Here is a 14,799-nt window from a genome sequence, read left to right as displayed (position 1 = left end):
ATTTTAATCTATTATTCAAATCTATATCCTAGGGATACATAGACAAGACCTGCTTTATCTTTTTTCAGTGTCCTCCACAAGGGTTACAGTTTTCTTCTTTAACCTTCTATTAATACTCCTGTAACACATTATCACCAACAGGATCCCACCAAGATACCCATTGATAACATAAACAATGTTCACAAGTTTATCAAAAGGAAGCCATATTCCAACAAAGAAACCTAAAGTAGCCAGCAAAGACGTAAGAACCTTAAAGGACTTTGTGCCCTCCACAGTAAATCTAGCTGAGACACTCCAAAGTAAAGGAACCGCTGTGGAGAAAATTCCTGCTAAGATTATCAGAGCAAATATGCTGGAAAACAGCGGGTGGATATTGTTAGCCAGGTAAAGCATTGGGATTTGTGTGCCGGCTGTCGTATCGATAGACGACAATAGCCCCAAGGTGACAACCACTACTGCCAGGGAGAACAGAGCTCCTCCAAGGATCCCTCCTGATTTAGCTTCTAACGGACTTTGAGCCTTGGCTCCTAAAGAAGCCAGAAAGCCGGCTAGCCAAAGCATGCAGAAACCAACATATGAAAAGGCAGCCAGATACCATGAGGATGATGCCTTCACCAGTTTTTCGGAAGATTTCAAAGATTCTATGGACAAGGACACTGTTTCCGGATCTAGATTGGTGTAGTTCTTGAAGATAGCTACAAGACCTACACAAATTGCGATCGCAACTATAATAGGGCCGACTCTTCCAACGATTTCAACTATCCTGGACAATCCTGTAAGGACGGTGACCAAAGACAAAGAAGCTATTAAAAGTCCACCAACTACCGCTGGTGTACCGTAATGCTGAGTCATAGTAGCAGATGCACCAGCTACCATGACTACAAAAGACATAAAACAAAATATTGTTGAAAAATAATCAAAGAAGAACCCTAATTTTTCTCCACAATAGTATTTATAGATATCATTACCTTTTTCAAATTTCTCCCTATGCCCAACCTCTAAAAAACTAGAGCAGACATATACTAAGAGCAGAAAAACAACAGCAGAACCTGCTAATCCTAAGTAACCATAACCGGCAAAATACTGTAAGATCTCTTGTCCGGTCGCAAATCCTGAACCTATCAGAAAAGCAATTATAGCTCCACCAAACATCATGACAGTTTTTTTATTGATTTTTTCATTTATCTTGACTTTTTCGTTTACCATCCAAACCTCCTTTTTTTAAAAGACACTTTATTACCCCTAATCTCTGGGAATAATCGATAATTGCGTAGTCTTCCTAAGTACGGCATTTTTAAGTAGAGAAAAAAATATTTTTCTCAAGCCCACGATGGTGGGCTCAAGAAAAAATAATCAATTATTTATTCAAATTCAGTTACACCAGAAACCTCTGTAGCCAAAGCATCTACGGCTCTTTTTACAAGGCTATATTTTAACTCTCCCTCTTCTTTAGAAGAAAGTTTTGGATTTCCTACCGGGTATGGGATAGCGATAGTTGGAACAATCCTGTTGGCTCCTACCGATTTAGATATAGTAGTAATTGTAGACATATGAACTACTGCTATTCCAAATCTTTCTATTTCTTTTAAGATCGTTGCACCGCAACGAGTACAAGTTCCTCATGTAGAAGTCATGATTACTCCATCCACACCATCTGCTTTGAGTAACTCACCCATCTCCCTTCCAAACTTAACGGCATTTCCTACAGAGGTTCCTGTTCCTGTGGTTGTATAGAAATATTTATCCACATCTCCTATATAACCCTCGGTTTTAAGTTTTCTCAGCATATCAAGGGGAGCCACCCTGTCTGGATCTTCATTTGCATATACAGGATCATACCCCCCATGAATCGTACAGTATTCCCCTTCTGTAAGACTGTTATAGTCAGCTATGTCATATCTTCCCCATATCTGGGCACTTGCCGACTGGATTCTGTCGGGATTCCCCATTGGAACAATTCCCCCGGTTGTAATTAATGCAATGGTAGCCTTAGTTATATCCTTAATGGCATCTGCCGGTTCTACCGTATCAAATACCGGCATTGGAAGTTCTGTTGTAAATTCCCTCCCGTTTAACCTGTTTAAAAGCATATCTACAGCTCTTTCAGATCCTCTTTTATCTACAAAGATTGTTTTCCTCTTCCCCTGGGGAATATACCCGTCTTCTTCAGGCAGTCCTAATTCTTCTCCTGATATTATTTTTTTCACAATCCTTGACATTGAACTTAAAGCTTTACGCATACCTCCGGCTGAAGCTCCTGTTTGGGCAATTATAACTTTAGCTTTGCAGAGTTCCACTGCCGGGTTTTCAATATACATTCCTGTCACTGCCGGAATTTTTAGTTCATCTATAACATATTTAGCAACTTCCCCGCATGCCATCCCATATCTTCCTGCATTGAAGGCAGGTCCTGTTATAACTATATCCGGATCAGCATCTTTTATCATCCGGCTAATCTCTGCCATGGCATCTTCTTTTTTTTCATTAAAATAATTGTCCCCGCAAATTACAGTTCCAACTACCTCTCCCTCTCCTTTTAACAGACTATCAAAAGCCGTTGCCGGTCCTACATTCCCGTCTATAAATTGAGGTCCCATCCCGGCTTTGTCTTCCCCGCCTATTTGACCAAAAAACTGATTCAAATAATATACTACCTTAAACTTTTTTCCCATTATATATTCCCCTCCAGTCATAGTTATTAATATAATTTAGATGTACAATTATGGTATCCAATCTCTGATGTTGCTCCTATTATTGCGTTCAGCTCACACATAAAACTTCCATCTTCCAAGAGTGATCCTTCCCATCCTCCTGCTAAGGTAGATATAGCTTCAATATTTCCCAAAATTATGTCTGCAGGGGGCAGAGTAACCAGATGACTTACGTTTCCTCCTGAAACTACTGCTATTGCTTCCTTTGCTGTATCTGCAAGTGACTGTGACATCCCGTCTCTTCCAGAACATTCATCTGTAATTAAAACTGTTTTTATCCCTGAATCTTCTAATCTTTTACAGATCATCAATAGGTCGGTATCCGGGTTTCCATATCCCTCTTCCGATACGATAACCCCGTCAGCTCCTACCATCTTACATAATTTAGCTGTATAATCACATGTTCTGATCTTCCCGTCTAAGGTTGTTAATTCTGGAGTTAATACAACACCCAAGAAGTTTAATTCCTTCCCGTGTTTAGCATATAAATCTTTCATAACCGGATTATTCTGATGCTGGTAAGTTGTTATTTTGTCACAGGCAGCTACACAGTTCCCGCTGATAACCGCTCCATCCAGTTCTTCATTTGGATGTAACAATGTCGGTAATATCTGCTGACTGTTTACCCCATATATATAACCGTCATGCAGTAATCCTTGAGATATCAGCATCTCTACATATAAAACTTTTGGTAAGTCAGGATATTTTGCTATCTCTTCTGCCATACTTCCAGTTTCATAAACTTCAATCTCATCCGGCTCTATCTCTCTTCCTGCTTTTCCGATAAATGCAGCTGCTTTTAGTCCTGCCATTCTGACAGCAGCCTCATGAACGTGTGGCTCCAAACCATCTATAGGTATGATTTCTACTACTAAATTTAATGTCTTAGAAAAGGGAGTCCATTTAGCACCTTCACCCCACATATCAATTACCCCTTCCTGGAATCCTACAATATCTCCTATTGTTACCACTGCAACACCATTTAATATATTAACTTTTCCTTCCCCTGCCTGGGTTACTTTTGCCAGTACCCCTGGAAATTGATCTCCTTCCCCTTCAATTTTTACCCTTGGTTCGATAGCATCTTTCACAGGAATAATTCTTACTTTTTCTCCCGGTCTTGCTATATCAATTTTTACTTCTTTAATTTTAGAATTTGTTTTTAACTCAGCTATTACTTCTTCTTTATTTACAAACAATACTCCATCTGCTACTGCAGTTTTTTCTCCAAACTGTATATCCTTAATATTAATTTTTCTATGTTCTAACTTCAAAATGACACCTCCAAATTTTTTAAAAAGACATTGCATTATTATTTATTTCCCCAAGAGCAGATTCTAAAAGCTTATAGTCAACTACTGCATAATCTTTAGAATTTTCAACATCCTCTTCTCTCACCTCCATATGCTGGTTATATTTTTCAATACTTGATTCAATTATTTCAGTGTGAAAATAATTGAACTCCCCCTGCTTTTCTTTAACGACTACAGAAAAACATGGTGAGAACATCATTCTCAAGCTGGCTCCCAACGGGTGGGTCATCAACTCAAACCCTTCGTGAACCAGATCTCTTACCTTTTCCAGCACCTCCCTTGATGTACCTTCAATAAAATAAACATTATCAAATTTTTCCTTGACCATCGGATTATTACTTACTATTAAGTATCCCAAAGAATCACCCCTTAATCAAAAATACTTTCTTTTTATTTGTTGTATACTTGTTGTATTTTCATCTTATATCAGGAGTATACAATATCAAATTTATTTTTCCAAATTTATTTTTAAATTATTTTTACAGAAATAAAGTGATAAAAAAGCAACGTGACCTTGCATCCAAATAGGTATAATTTCCCAGATAATAAAAAAAATCCGAGAATTAATTCTCGGATTTTTTTTATTGCCTTTATTTAAAGCATCTCTTTTTTTACTTTTTCAACAAAAATATCTATATGCTCCCGGGCATATTTTTCTGCTTTTTCTTTATCTTTTTCCTTTATGGCAGTTAGGATCTTCCCCAATGTTTCTGTAAATATTTCCATTGAATCTATATGATCTTCAGAATAATGCCACAATCTTTCAGTATGGATATGTAAATTTGAAAGTATTTCTTCCAGACATGTATTTCCACAATTTTTTAAAATTATTTTATGGAATTTCTCATCCTCTGAGATAGCTTTCTGGTAATCTTCCTCAATATTATACTGGAGGAGGTTATTATATATTTCTTCAAGTTTGGAAATTTCTTCTTCTGAAATGTTATCCACACACAGTTTTGTTGCAAGGCTGTCAAATTCTCTGGTTATTTCAAATATTGATTTCATATATTTAAAATCAATATGTGAAACCTGGGCCCCGTACCTTGGTATAATTTTAAGTAATTTATTGCTGTTTAACCTTTGGAATATTTCTCTTATGGGGGTCCTGCTTATTTCAAATTCATTTCCAATATCAACTTCATTCAAAACTATTCCAGGTTCATATTTAATTTGTATAATTCTATCTTTTAAAATATTATATATTTCATCTGTTGTAAATTTTTTTTTCATTGCAGACCATCCTCTTATCTTTAAGAATCATTTTTAAAAAACTAATATTTTTATATTTATAATTATAACCACTTTTTATTAAAAATACAAGACTAAACAAAATTCCCATAATCTCAGCAGTTTTTATCCTAAAGTTAAACCGATTGAACCGAAGGATTCCCCTTCATTTCCTTAAATTCTTCCCTCATAAAATACATGGCAACTACTGCAGCTATGGTATCCGAGATGGGAAATGCCAGCCAGACACCATTTAATCCCCAGAATACAGGTAAAATATATAAAAGAGGTATGGTCAGTACCACCAGCCTTATGGTCAGCAGCTGGGTAGTCTTTTTCCCCTTTCCCACTGCCTGAAAATAATTGGTTCCCGACAGGTAGAGAGCTGTGGATACCATCATAAACAGGTTCAGCCTTATTGCATGACCTGTGAATTCTATAAGATTTTCATCGTTCACAAAAAATTCAGCTACCGCATCTGAATTTCCCACAACTATAAAGACAAGGATTAAAGCCACTGTAAATGTGATCTTTGTGGATATATTAAAGGTTTCTTTCACCCTGTCAAACTTTTTTGCCCCGTAGTTGTAGGATAGTATGGGCTGCCTTCCCTGGTTAAATCCTATAAAACTTGTATTTATAAAATTTCTCGAGGTAGATACTATTCCAACTGCTGCTATAGCCAGATCTCCTCCATAATAGTTTAACTTGATATTCATAATATATACTGAAATTCCATTTAGGAGCTGGTTTAAAAACGACCCTATACCTATCTTTGAAATTTCCGACATTATTTCTAAATTCGGTCTTATATTTTTTAATTTTAAAGTTATTATATCCGACCTGAAGAAATGATATAACTGTATTATTGCAGGAACTACTCCGGCGGCAGCTGTTCCTATGGCTGCTCCCTTTATTCCCATTCCGAACCTTACAATTAAAATATAATCCAGGAGGGTATTTAAACCTGCACCAAGCAAATTAATCTTCATGGACAGCATGGGATTCCCCTCCGTTCTGATAAAAGCATTGAGGGACATGAACACCAGCTGGAGCACAAGAGTCGGGATTATATAGGCATAATAAGTATAGGCATGGTCTATATTATTTTTACTGGCTCCTAATATTTCCAGGATCGGGGTTAGATTTAAAAGGATTAAAGCTGTCAGACCGAGACCTATCATTATTATCCAAAATATAGTAGTCCCTAAGACCTTCTCGGCTCCTCCCCTATCCCTTTCTCCCAATTTTATCCCTGCTGCTGAAGCTCCCCCAATGGCAAAGAACATTCCTATTCCGCCTATTAATATGGTCACAGGAAAGATAATTGCTAAAGCTCCTATCCCATCCCTCCCTACATTCTGCCCTATAAAATACCTGTCGGTGATATTATATATCATATTAATCAGGACCGCTATGGTAGACGGGATGGAAAATTTGATAAGCAGGGGCAGTATCTTCTTTTTTTCTAGTTCTGTATTCATTCTCTCTCCTCTGTAGAAAACGCCCCGAGAATACTTCTCGTGGCGAAATATGGCTGTTGTATTAATTTGATAATCTAGGATTTTAATTCTTTCTAAGATTTTTTTGTTATAATTTTTCTAGATTTCTTTTGTCTAAAGTTTACACTGGCAAAGATTATTCCAATCATCCCACCGGTAGAATCTATTATTACATCTAAAAATCTTCCACCTCTTCCTTGAACAAAAGTTTGATGTAGTTCATCGCTGCAAGCAAATAAAAATCATTATTCTATTTTTATACCAAACAAAAGATAGCTTTCTTAAATATACACTGAATAAACATTTACATTCTATATCGGTTAGATTAATAGATTTACCTATTTCATCTTAATAAAAGTATACTCTAAAGACTTCATTTCTGTCTACCCATTGAGGTGTAATTGAACAATTTGATAAGTAGGGACAATATCTTCTATTAGAATAATTTATTGACAATAGTTCAAAAATGGACTATAATTAATTAAGTTCAATTTTGAACTATTTTATTAAAAGAGGTGGAATTATGGATTTATTAGTGGCACTGGGGATAATACGTGAACGTATAAATAAAGAATTACAAAAAAAATTGAAGCAAAATAGCATCGACATAAGCTGTGGTCATATATGGTTACTGTCTGTTGTCTATTCAAATAACGGCAGGTCGGAAATTAAGGAACTGGTTAAACAACTGGAAAAGAAAAAGTCTACAGTTACGGAGATGATTAATACATTGGAAAAAAATGGTTATTTAGTAAAATATCAATCCAAAGAAGATAAAAGAGTCTATTATGTAGAAACTACTGATCGGGCAGAAGAGATGAAAGACCACATTCTTACTATTGTAGAAAATATTAAAAAAAAGATGTTTTTGTCATTTTCAGATGGAGACAAAGATATTTTAGGGGAATTAATGATGAAGATAATCGGTGACTTGAAATAAAGGTCCTATATATTAGTATTTTTTAAGGAGGTAATATAAATGAAAGCAGCTATTGTTTATTTTTCTGGAACAGGTAATACCTATAAGGTTGCAGAAGTTTTTAAAGAACGTTTGCTCACTGCAAATTATAAAGTAGATTTAGTGGATATAAGTCAATGGTCTAGTAAATTAAGGGACTATGATCTGTTTATTATTGGATCCCCGACATATTCAAAAGTAGCGTCTGCAAAAGTATTTAATTTTATTGATGAATATATTGAATACGAAGACAATAAAAGTAAGGATTTCATCACTTATACCACACATAGCTGGGGCGAATCCTATGGTCATATGACCTTAAAAAAGCATTTAAATAAATCAGGATATAACGTCATATCAGCCCAATCATTCTTAATGCCAAATGGTTTTTATATGATGAATCATGAAAAAAATACAGAAATAGAAATTCAATCTATGTATAGGGATGTTATCAAAAAAATAAATAATATGATGGAATTCTACTTTAATGGAAAACCTCAAATTGATAAAAAATCAATAATAAAACAAGTACTGTTTGAAACTATGTACAAAGCACTGAATAAGGGGTGGATTCCAAACTTTGCTAATAAATATTTAAAGGTTGATGGTGATAAGTGTACTCTGTGTACTTTATGTGTTAAAAAATGTCCAAATCATAATATAAAAATCAGAGATAATAAAATTATATTTAATGATCATTGTCTGGCTTGTGCAAAATGCCTAAATATTTGCCCTAAAAACGCATATCTTGCTAAAAATAAGTCTTTTGAACAATATAACTTAGTAAATACTAAAATAATAAAATAATTCGGTGTAGGATATGTGACACCAAATGTATAAAGGGGAGATTTTATGAAAAATTTATTTTCAGAAATTAATATTAAAGGTAAAAAAATTAAAAATAGAGTTGTAGTTCCTCCTATGCTTTCTTCTCTTTTGCCTGCTGAGGCAAATAAAGAAGGAAAAATCAGTGAAAGACGTCTCTATAAACACTATAAAAAAATTGCCGAAGGCGGAGCCGGGCTTATAATACTTGAAGGTCATAGTGTAAATAGAAATAGCCGTATTGCTGATACACATCTAGGAATATGGTCTGATGAACATATTGAAGGCCTTAAAAAAATTGCAGATATCTGTCATGAAAATGGAGCAAAAGTTATTTTGCAGATAATGTACCCAGGTTTTAAAACTGATCCATCTATGGCAAAACTTTCTGTAGCTCCATCTGAGTATATTCAGGATGGCAATGTATTGGCAAGGGAAATTACTAAGCAAGAAATCTACGAAATACAGGGAGATTTTTTAAAAGCTGCAAAGCGTGCTCAACTTGCAGGTTTAGACGGTATAGAACTACATGGAGCTCATGGTTTTTTATTAAGTCAATTTGCTTCACCTACTGTAAATAAAAGAAAAGATGAATATGGTGGTGGAATATCCAATAGAATGCGATTTGCCTGTGAAATTATAGAATTGTTAAAGAATGAATTAAATAATGATTTTATTATTGGATATAGAATGGGAGCAAATGAACCTACTATCAATGAAGGAATAGATATCGCAAAAATACTTGATAAAAAAGGTATTGACTATATTCATGTATCAGCTGGATTCAATGAAGAAAATCTTCCAAAAGTACCTGATAAGTTTCCTTGCAATGCAATTGTATTTAGTGGTACCGAAATAAAAAAATACGTTTCTATTCCTGTTATTGTTGTAAATGAAATTAAAACTCCTGAACAAGCAAAATATCTTATAGAAAAAAATATGGCGGATTTTGTAGCTGTTGGTAGAGCTCATGTTGCAGATTATAATTGGACAAACAAGGTAAAAGAAAATAAGAAACCAATTTCATGCTTGTCTTGTAAAACAGGTTGTATGAATATTTTTGCAAAGTGCCCTCGACATTTATAGAAAATTGAATTTTAAGGAGGATTTATCCTATGAAAAAAATAGTTGTTTTTGGTGGAGGAATAGGTGGTATATCTGTTCTTAAAAAATTAGAAAAATATAAGGGTGATAAATTAGATATTACACTGGTTGAACCTAAAGATTATGTTGAAGTTCCTTATGGAATGTTGAGAGCTATAGTTGATCCCCTTGATTATGGAAAGAAAGTTAGAAGAAGAATATCAGAAATAGTAAAGGTTAGACATATTCAAGCAAAATTGGTGAAATTACATAAAAATAAGGCTATTCTTGATAATGATCAAACTATTACTTTTGATTATTGTATTATTGCAACAGGATCTACTTCAAGAGGGTTTGAGGATCTAAAAATAAATTATAAACAAAGTTTTAACGAAAGAAAAAAACAATGGGAAGCTTATGCCGAACAATTAAAGAGTAAAGAAAAAATTGCAATTATTGGCGGTGGAACTGTAGGTGTAGAATTGGCTGGTGAAATTGCAGAAGCATATCCTAATAAAAAAGTTTTATTGTTTCATAATAGTGATAGAATATTGTCTCCATTATCAAAAGGGGCTAGTAAAAAGGCTCATAGAGTATTATCAGAATTAGGAGTACAAATTATTTTAAATACTCGTGCTACTATAGAAGAAAATAATAATTCTAAAGTTGTCATAGATAATTCAGGTAAAAGACATGAAGTGGATATAATATATAAATCATTTGGGAATGTCATAAATACTGATTTTTTAAAAAATAATTTTTCTAACAAGATTGATAACAAAAATCAAATTAAAGTAAACTCTTACCTGCAGATTGAAGGAGTTGAAAATATATGGGCTATAGGAGATATCAATAATGTTCCGGAAATCAAACTTGGTACTTTAGCTATTAGACAAGCAGACAGAACAGCGAGTAATATACTTAAAACACTTAATGGGAAAAAAACAAAACCATATAAACCCATTAAGGGATCTATTTCTTTTATAACACTTGGTAGAAAAAATGGAATTGCTCAATTACCATTTATTAGATTGGATTTTTTAGCATCGTATAAACAAAAAAAAGATTTATTTGTAACTGATATTCTTTATAAATCTTAAATTACAGTAGTATAGATTTGACTTTATTCTCAAAATTTGTGTAAATAATGCAAAAAGAAGTAGTAAGTTGTAAACTGTAACCATGAAATCGGACCCCAATAAAAGGTGTGACTTATTTCATGGTTTTTTGTATACTAAAAAATATAATTTATTATACTGCATCATGAAATAATTCTTTATATTTTTTATGCAGATCTAATTCGTATATATTGTCTATCTTTTCTCCTAAAAATTTCTCAGCAGAGTCAATAAATCTTTTACTGTCTCCACTAACTATATATTCAACCTTTGGATGGGTGTTATTTAAATCTTTCGGCTTAATCAGGGAAAGGTTTTTCAACAGTTCATTTGCAGTTTCATTGGCTGGATTCACTATATTTTTTTTAAAGTATTTAGCTATATTCTCTTCTACAATAGGGTAGTGGGTACAGCCTAAGATAAGGGTATCTATTTCAGGGGAAATTTGTTCTATATAAAGTTTGATTATTTCATCGGTTAAATAATTACCATAACGATCCTCCCATCCATTTTCTATCATTGGACAGATAAGTTTGCACCCTTTTTCAGTTAAAGTATGAGTTTTAGGAGCTATGACGTCAAATACATTTTTATATGCTTCCATTCTGGCACTTGCAGGAGTTAATATTACACCTATATTCTTATTTTGCGTAACTTCCAATGCTGCTCTTATTCCGGGTTCTATTACACCTATGACAGGTATGGGAAATTTATTTTTCATTGTTTTTATCGATGCGGCAGTAGCTGTATTACAGGCTATCACTATGACATCAACTTCATTTTCATAAAGAAACTCCCCTATTTTTAAACAAAGTTCTTTTATCTCTGCTTCTGTTTTATCTCCGTAGGGGGCATTCCCGTTATCTCCATAGTAGATTATATGGCTTAAAGGAACTATTTTTTGAATCTCTTTAAGAACTGTTAATCCTCCAACCCCTGAATCAAATATACCAATTTTATACATTATTTCTACCTCCATTAATAGCTTTATAAAAATTGTCATTCCATATTTAGAAAACCTGTAGACAAGACTCCTTTAAATATTATATTTAATTTTCTCCTTGTATCTTCTCAGTGCATCCTTATAAGCTATAATAAATGCTTTTTTTGAGGCTCCAAAATATAAATCATTAATCTTTTCACTTATTTTTTTTTCATCTGTAATTTTCTCTCCTACAAACAGACACTTCAAAAAATTTTTAGTTATATCCAAGACCAAAGATCCCTCTACCTCTAAGATCTCATCTGTATTAGGGTCTACTATCATGCCCAGAGCAAAAATTCCATATATTTTTGTTATAGCGGATTTCTCATGTGCCTTTCCATACCCAGATACGTATACATTTTTTTTCTTCATTTATCCCCCTTATTTTTCAAAAAAAAAGTCAGACTACTCCCTTGGGGAAGTAAATCTGACTCGAATAACTTAATATCGTATATTCTAAGATATCTTACTTTTTTATAATAGATATAAAATTTTAAAACAATTTATGACATTTTGGTTCACTTATGACTAATAATAGTTTAAATTTATGATTTTGTCAACTTTTTTATTAAATTATAATCTCCTAAAATATTCGGGTATATAGTCTTTATCTCTGACAGCTGTATTTATCTCTTCTAAAATACGCTCCTTATCCCTGTTCAGCACCCCCTCCAAACTCAGGTAGTTAGAAGCATGGTTTACCCGGAATATGGTATTATTTAATTCCAAATTTTCTATCAGAAGTTTGGTTTCCAGTAAGATCTCCTCTGGGTTCAATAACTCTACTTTATTGTTCTTCACATCGTTATAAAACTGGGTTCCTTCTTCCAACATCAGGGTCAGGAGGGAGAGAAATTTAGGCTTGACTCTGCTCAGTAGTTTAGCCGATTCCACAGCATGTTCATGGGTTAATTCTTTCCCTCCCAAGCCTGAGATGATCATTATGGAGAGTTTTATTCCGCTCTCAGATATTTTCATCAATTCCTTTTCCATCTCACCGGAAGTAATCCCTTTGTTTATTTTTTCCAAAATTTTATCACTGCCGCTCTCTATCCCTACATAGACTATATTCAGCCCCTCTTCTCGCAGGGATTTCAGCTCCTCCACAGATTTAGTCTTTAGATTATTGGCATGGGCATAGATCCCGATCCTTTTAATCTTGGGCATCTTAGCCCTGATCCGCCTGATTATTTCAATGAGGAGGCCGGTTGGGAGCAGCATTGCATCCCCGTCAGCCAGGAAGGCTTTGGTATAAAAATCATTGGTGTAGGTATCGATATCATCAAATATTTCTTCCTTGGATTTCATCCTGAATGATTTGTCCTTATACATAGAACAAAAAGTACATCTATTGTGGGAGCATCCCACGGTAACCTGTAAAATTAAACTGTTGGCCTCACTGGGCGGCCGGTATATTGCTCCTTCATAGGGCATGTGTTGCCTCCTTTTTTCATTTTCTTTTATTATATCACAAACAAATTTGTTTAACGGCAAATAAAAAAGTGGCAGAAATTTCCACCACTTTAATACTCAAAATTTTACATAATTATACAGTTTCTATGTTTGTAGCACAAGGACCTTTAGCACCTTCAGTAATTTCGAAAGTTACTTCCGCTCCCTCCTGCAGAGTTTTAAATCCTTCTTTGTTGATTTGTGAAAAATGTGCGAAGTAATCGTTCCCGTCTTCTGCCAAAATAAATCCAAATCCTTTATCATCGTTGAACCATTTAACTGTTCCTTTTAACATATATATTTCCTCCGTAAAATTTTAATACAGATAAGTTTTTCTTAAAATCCATTTAACTTTAAATCCATTCAAGGTTTTTTAACTAATGAAACTCTTGTCCTACTCTCTGTTACCATTAAATAGTATCATAATCGTTATAAAAAGTAAAGATTTATCCTAGATTATCTTTTCGAAGTTATCTGCAAATACTTTAACTAATTTAGGATCAAACTGAGTTCCTGAACATCTAATGATTTCATCTAATGCCTGTTTATTTGTACAAACTTCTCGATATGTTCTCTCGCTTGTCATTGCATCAAATGTATCAGCAATGGCAATTATCCTTGATTGTATTGGAATCTCATCAGTTTTTATTCCTCTTGGATATCCTAATCCGTCCCATCTTTCGTGGTGGCCTAACACAATAGTCGAAATATTCCTCATATCGTGACTTGAGTTTAATATTCTAAATCCTATTTCAGGATGTCCTTTTATTAAATTATATTCTTCGGAAGTTAATTTTCCTTCTTTAGTTATAATTTCGATTGGAATAATTATCTTTCCTATATCATGAAGCAATCCGGCTGTTTTCACTTCGGCAACTTCTTGTCGGTTCATTCCATAGGCTACAGCTATTTTTTCACTGATTTGAGATACGATTCTTGAATGAATCTCAGAACTCTTATCTTTCTCGTACAATGTATTCAAAATTGTTTTGATTGCGCCACTTCTCATTGAAGGTATCTCAATCAGTTTTACTCTATACATTAGATCTTCAGCAGTTCTATAAATTTCTTGAATATTTTCATGAACCTCATTCTTAGTTTCAAATCCAAATGATATTGATAACTCTATTGATTCAATAGTTATTTTTTTTGCTTCTTTGTTAATCTTATCTATAATTTTTTCAGCTTCTACTCCACTGGTGTTAGGCATTGCAACAATAAACTCATCTCCTCCAATTCTAGCAATCAAATCAGTTTCTCTACAATAATCGGAAAAAATTTTTGCTGCAGAAATAAGGAGTTTATCCCCTGCACTATGACCAAAAGCATCATTTATCAATTTTAAACCATTGATATCTGACATTACAATTGTTAGTGGATAGTTTTCAGGGATATCTAATTTACTTAGATTTTCTTCATAAAATCTTCTGTTGTGCAGGCCTGTTAGAGAATCATGATAACTTAAATAACAGATTTTTTGTTCTCTTGCTATTCTTGTTTATGGTAAAGTAAAAAGACAGCACAGTTGCAAAGTAAAATGTCAGCGTTTTAGCAATAAATAAAAAAAGACCATTGACACATATCAAATTACACTCTAATAATTTAAGTGACTAAACTAAACT

Annotated in this window: 15 protein-coding genes and 1 pseudogene; 4 read left to right on the top strand and 12 right to left on the bottom strand. The window is 33.8% G+C overall.

The window, feature by feature from the left end; all coding sequences use genetic code 11:
- Positions 1-54 precede the first annotated feature (54 nt).
- The 7 genes and pseudogenes from DYH56_RS11945 to DYH56_RS11915 all read right to left on the bottom strand — a co-directional run.
- Positions 55-1,206, bottom strand: a complete 1,152-nt coding sequence (locus tag DYH56_RS11945; RefSeq protein ID WP_114643100.1) for a YkvI family membrane protein — start codon at positions 1,204-1,206, stop codon at positions 55-57.
- A 155-nt stretch (positions 1,207-1,361) separates the two neighbouring features.
- Complete coding sequence (locus DYH56_RS11940; protein WP_114643099.1) at positions 1,362-2,672, bottom strand: glycine/betaine/sarcosine/D-proline family reductase selenoprotein B; 1,311 nt, start codon at positions 2,670-2,672, stop codon at positions 1,362-1,364.
- A gap of 26 nt (positions 2,673-2,698) precedes the next feature.
- Entirely contained in the window at positions 2,699-3,985 is a 1,287-nt protein-coding gene (locus DYH56_RS11935) for a glycine/sarcosine/betaine reductase component B subunit (RefSeq protein WP_114643098.1), read from the bottom strand.
- Positions 3,986-4,004: 19 nt separating this feature from the next.
- The gene (locus DYH56_RS11930) at positions 4,005-4,382 is read right to left on the bottom strand and encodes a GrdX family protein (protein ID WP_199533022.1); all 378 of its coding nucleotides are present in this window, start codon (positions 4,380-4,382) and stop codon (positions 4,005-4,007) included.
- A gap of 236 nt (positions 4,383-4,618) precedes the next feature.
- Positions 4,619-5,257 carry a GntR family transcriptional regulator gene (locus tag DYH56_RS11925; protein WP_114643097.1) on the bottom strand — a complete coding sequence of 213 codons (639 nt, stop codon included), beginning with the start codon at positions 5,255-5,257 and terminating at the stop codon, positions 4,619-4,621.
- A gap of 134 nt (positions 5,258-5,391) precedes the next feature.
- Entirely contained in the window at positions 5,392-6,738 is a 1,347-nt protein-coding gene (locus tag DYH56_RS11920; RefSeq protein WP_114643096.1) for an MATE family efflux transporter, read from the bottom strand.
- Between the two features lie 92 nt (positions 6,739-6,830).
- Positions 6,831-6,986, bottom strand: a pseudogene (locus DYH56_RS11915) (VanZ family protein); the annotation flags it as partial.
- A gap of 293 nt (positions 6,987-7,279) precedes the next feature.
- Here DYH56_RS11915 and DYH56_RS11910 point away from each other — a divergent pair.
- The 4 genes from DYH56_RS11910 to DYH56_RS11895 are packed head-to-tail and all read left to right on the top strand — an operon-like array spanning position 7,280 to position 10,722.
- Positions 7,280-7,696, top strand: a complete 417-nt coding sequence (locus DYH56_RS11910; RefSeq protein WP_114643095.1) for a MarR family winged helix-turn-helix transcriptional regulator — start codon at positions 7,280-7,282, stop codon at positions 7,694-7,696.
- Between the two features lie 39 nt (positions 7,697-7,735).
- Positions 7,736-8,521 carry an EFR1 family ferrodoxin gene (locus tag DYH56_RS11905; RefSeq protein ID WP_114643094.1) on the top strand — a complete coding sequence of 262 codons (786 nt, stop codon included), beginning with the start codon at positions 7,736-7,738 and terminating at the stop codon, positions 8,519-8,521.
- A gap of 45 nt (positions 8,522-8,566) precedes the next feature.
- Entirely contained in the window at positions 8,567-9,625 is a 1,059-nt protein-coding gene (locus DYH56_RS11900) for an NADH:flavin oxidoreductase (RefSeq protein ID WP_114643093.1), read from the top strand.
- 29 nt (positions 9,626-9,654) lie between these two features.
- The gene (locus DYH56_RS11895; RefSeq protein ID WP_114643092.1) at positions 9,655-10,722 is read left to right on the top strand and encodes an NAD(P)/FAD-dependent oxidoreductase; all 1,068 of its coding nucleotides are present in this window, start codon (positions 9,655-9,657) and stop codon (positions 10,720-10,722) included.
- A 151-nt stretch (positions 10,723-10,873) separates the two neighbouring features.
- Here the strand turns inward: DYH56_RS11895 and murI are convergent, their stop codons facing one another.
- The 5 genes from murI to DYH56_RS11870 all read right to left on the bottom strand — a co-directional run bounded on the left by murI (position 10,874) and on the right by DYH56_RS11870 (position 14,651).
- A complete protein-coding gene (murI, locus tag DYH56_RS11890; RefSeq protein WP_233500036.1) occupies positions 10,874-11,704 on the bottom strand; it encodes a glutamate racemase in 831 nt (276 codons plus the stop codon).
- A 72-nt stretch (positions 11,705-11,776) separates the two neighbouring features.
- A complete protein-coding gene (locus DYH56_RS11885; protein ID WP_114643091.1) occupies positions 11,777-12,097 on the bottom strand; it encodes a DUF3870 domain-containing protein in 321 nt (106 codons plus the stop codon).
- Between the two features lie 201 nt (positions 12,098-12,298).
- On the bottom strand, positions 12,299-13,159 hold the full coding sequence (locus tag DYH56_RS11880) for a radical SAM protein (protein ID WP_114643090.1): 861 nt from the start codon (positions 13,157-13,159) through the stop codon (positions 12,299-12,301).
- Between the two features lie 112 nt (positions 13,160-13,271).
- Complete coding sequence (locus DYH56_RS11875) at positions 13,272-13,472, bottom strand: cold-shock protein (protein ID WP_114641395.1); 201 nt, start codon at positions 13,470-13,472, stop codon at positions 13,272-13,274.
- Between the two features lie 156 nt (positions 13,473-13,628).
- Positions 13,629-14,651 carry a bifunctional diguanylate cyclase/phosphohydrolase gene (locus DYH56_RS11870; protein ID WP_255414718.1) on the bottom strand — a complete coding sequence of 341 codons (1,023 nt, stop codon included), beginning with the start codon at positions 14,649-14,651 and terminating at the stop codon, positions 13,629-13,631.
- Between the last annotated feature and the right edge of the window lie 148 nt (positions 14,652-14,799).

This window comes from Psychrilyobacter piezotolerans (genome assembly GCF_003391055.1).
Taxonomy (GTDB): Bacteria; Fusobacteriota; Fusobacteriia; order Fusobacteriales; family Fusobacteriaceae; genus Psychrilyobacter; species Psychrilyobacter piezotolerans.
Note: the sequence above shows the minus strand (reverse complement) of the source record. Positions and strands in the feature narration are given on the sequence as shown.

Bases quoted from the DNA above. Each gene is read 5' to 3' on its own strand.
- DYH56_RS11945 (WP_114643100.1), bottom strand. From the start codon at position 1,206: ATGGTAAACGAAAAAGTCAAGATAAATGAAAAAATCAATAAAAAAACT.
- DYH56_RS11925 (WP_114643097.1), bottom strand. From the start codon at position 5,257: ATGAAAAAAAAATTTACAACAGATGAAATATATAATATTTTAAAAGAT.
- DYH56_RS11920 (WP_114643096.1), bottom strand. From the start codon at position 6,738: ATGAATACAGAACTAGAAAAAAAGAAGATACTGCCCCTGCTTATCAAA.
- DYH56_RS11910 (WP_114643095.1), top strand. From the start codon at position 7,280: ATGGATTTATTAGTGGCACTGGGGATAATACGTGAACGTATAAATAAA.
- DYH56_RS11905 (WP_114643094.1), top strand. From the start codon at position 7,736: ATGAAAGCAGCTATTGTTTATTTTTCTGGAACAGGTAATACCTATAAG.
- DYH56_RS11900 (WP_114643093.1), top strand. From the start codon at position 8,567: ATGAAAAATTTATTTTCAGAAATTAATATTAAAGGTAAAAAAATTAAA.
- DYH56_RS11895 (WP_114643092.1), top strand. From the start codon at position 9,655: ATGAAAAAAATAGTTGTTTTTGGTGGAGGAATAGGTGGTATATCTGTT.
- murI (WP_233500036.1), bottom strand. From the start codon at position 11,704: ATGTATAAAATTGGTATATTTGATTCAGGGGTTGGAGGATTAACAGTT.
- DYH56_RS11885 (WP_114643091.1), bottom strand. From the start codon at position 12,097: ATGAAGAAAAAAAATGTATACGTATCTGGGTATGGAAAGGCACATGAG.
- DYH56_RS11880 (WP_114643090.1), bottom strand. From the start codon at position 13,159: ATGCCCTATGAAGGAGCAATATACCGGCCGCCCAGTGAGGCCAACAGT.
- DYH56_RS11875 (WP_114641395.1), bottom strand. From the start codon at position 13,472: ATGTTAAAAGGAACAGTTAAATGGTTCAACGATGATAAAGGATTTGGA.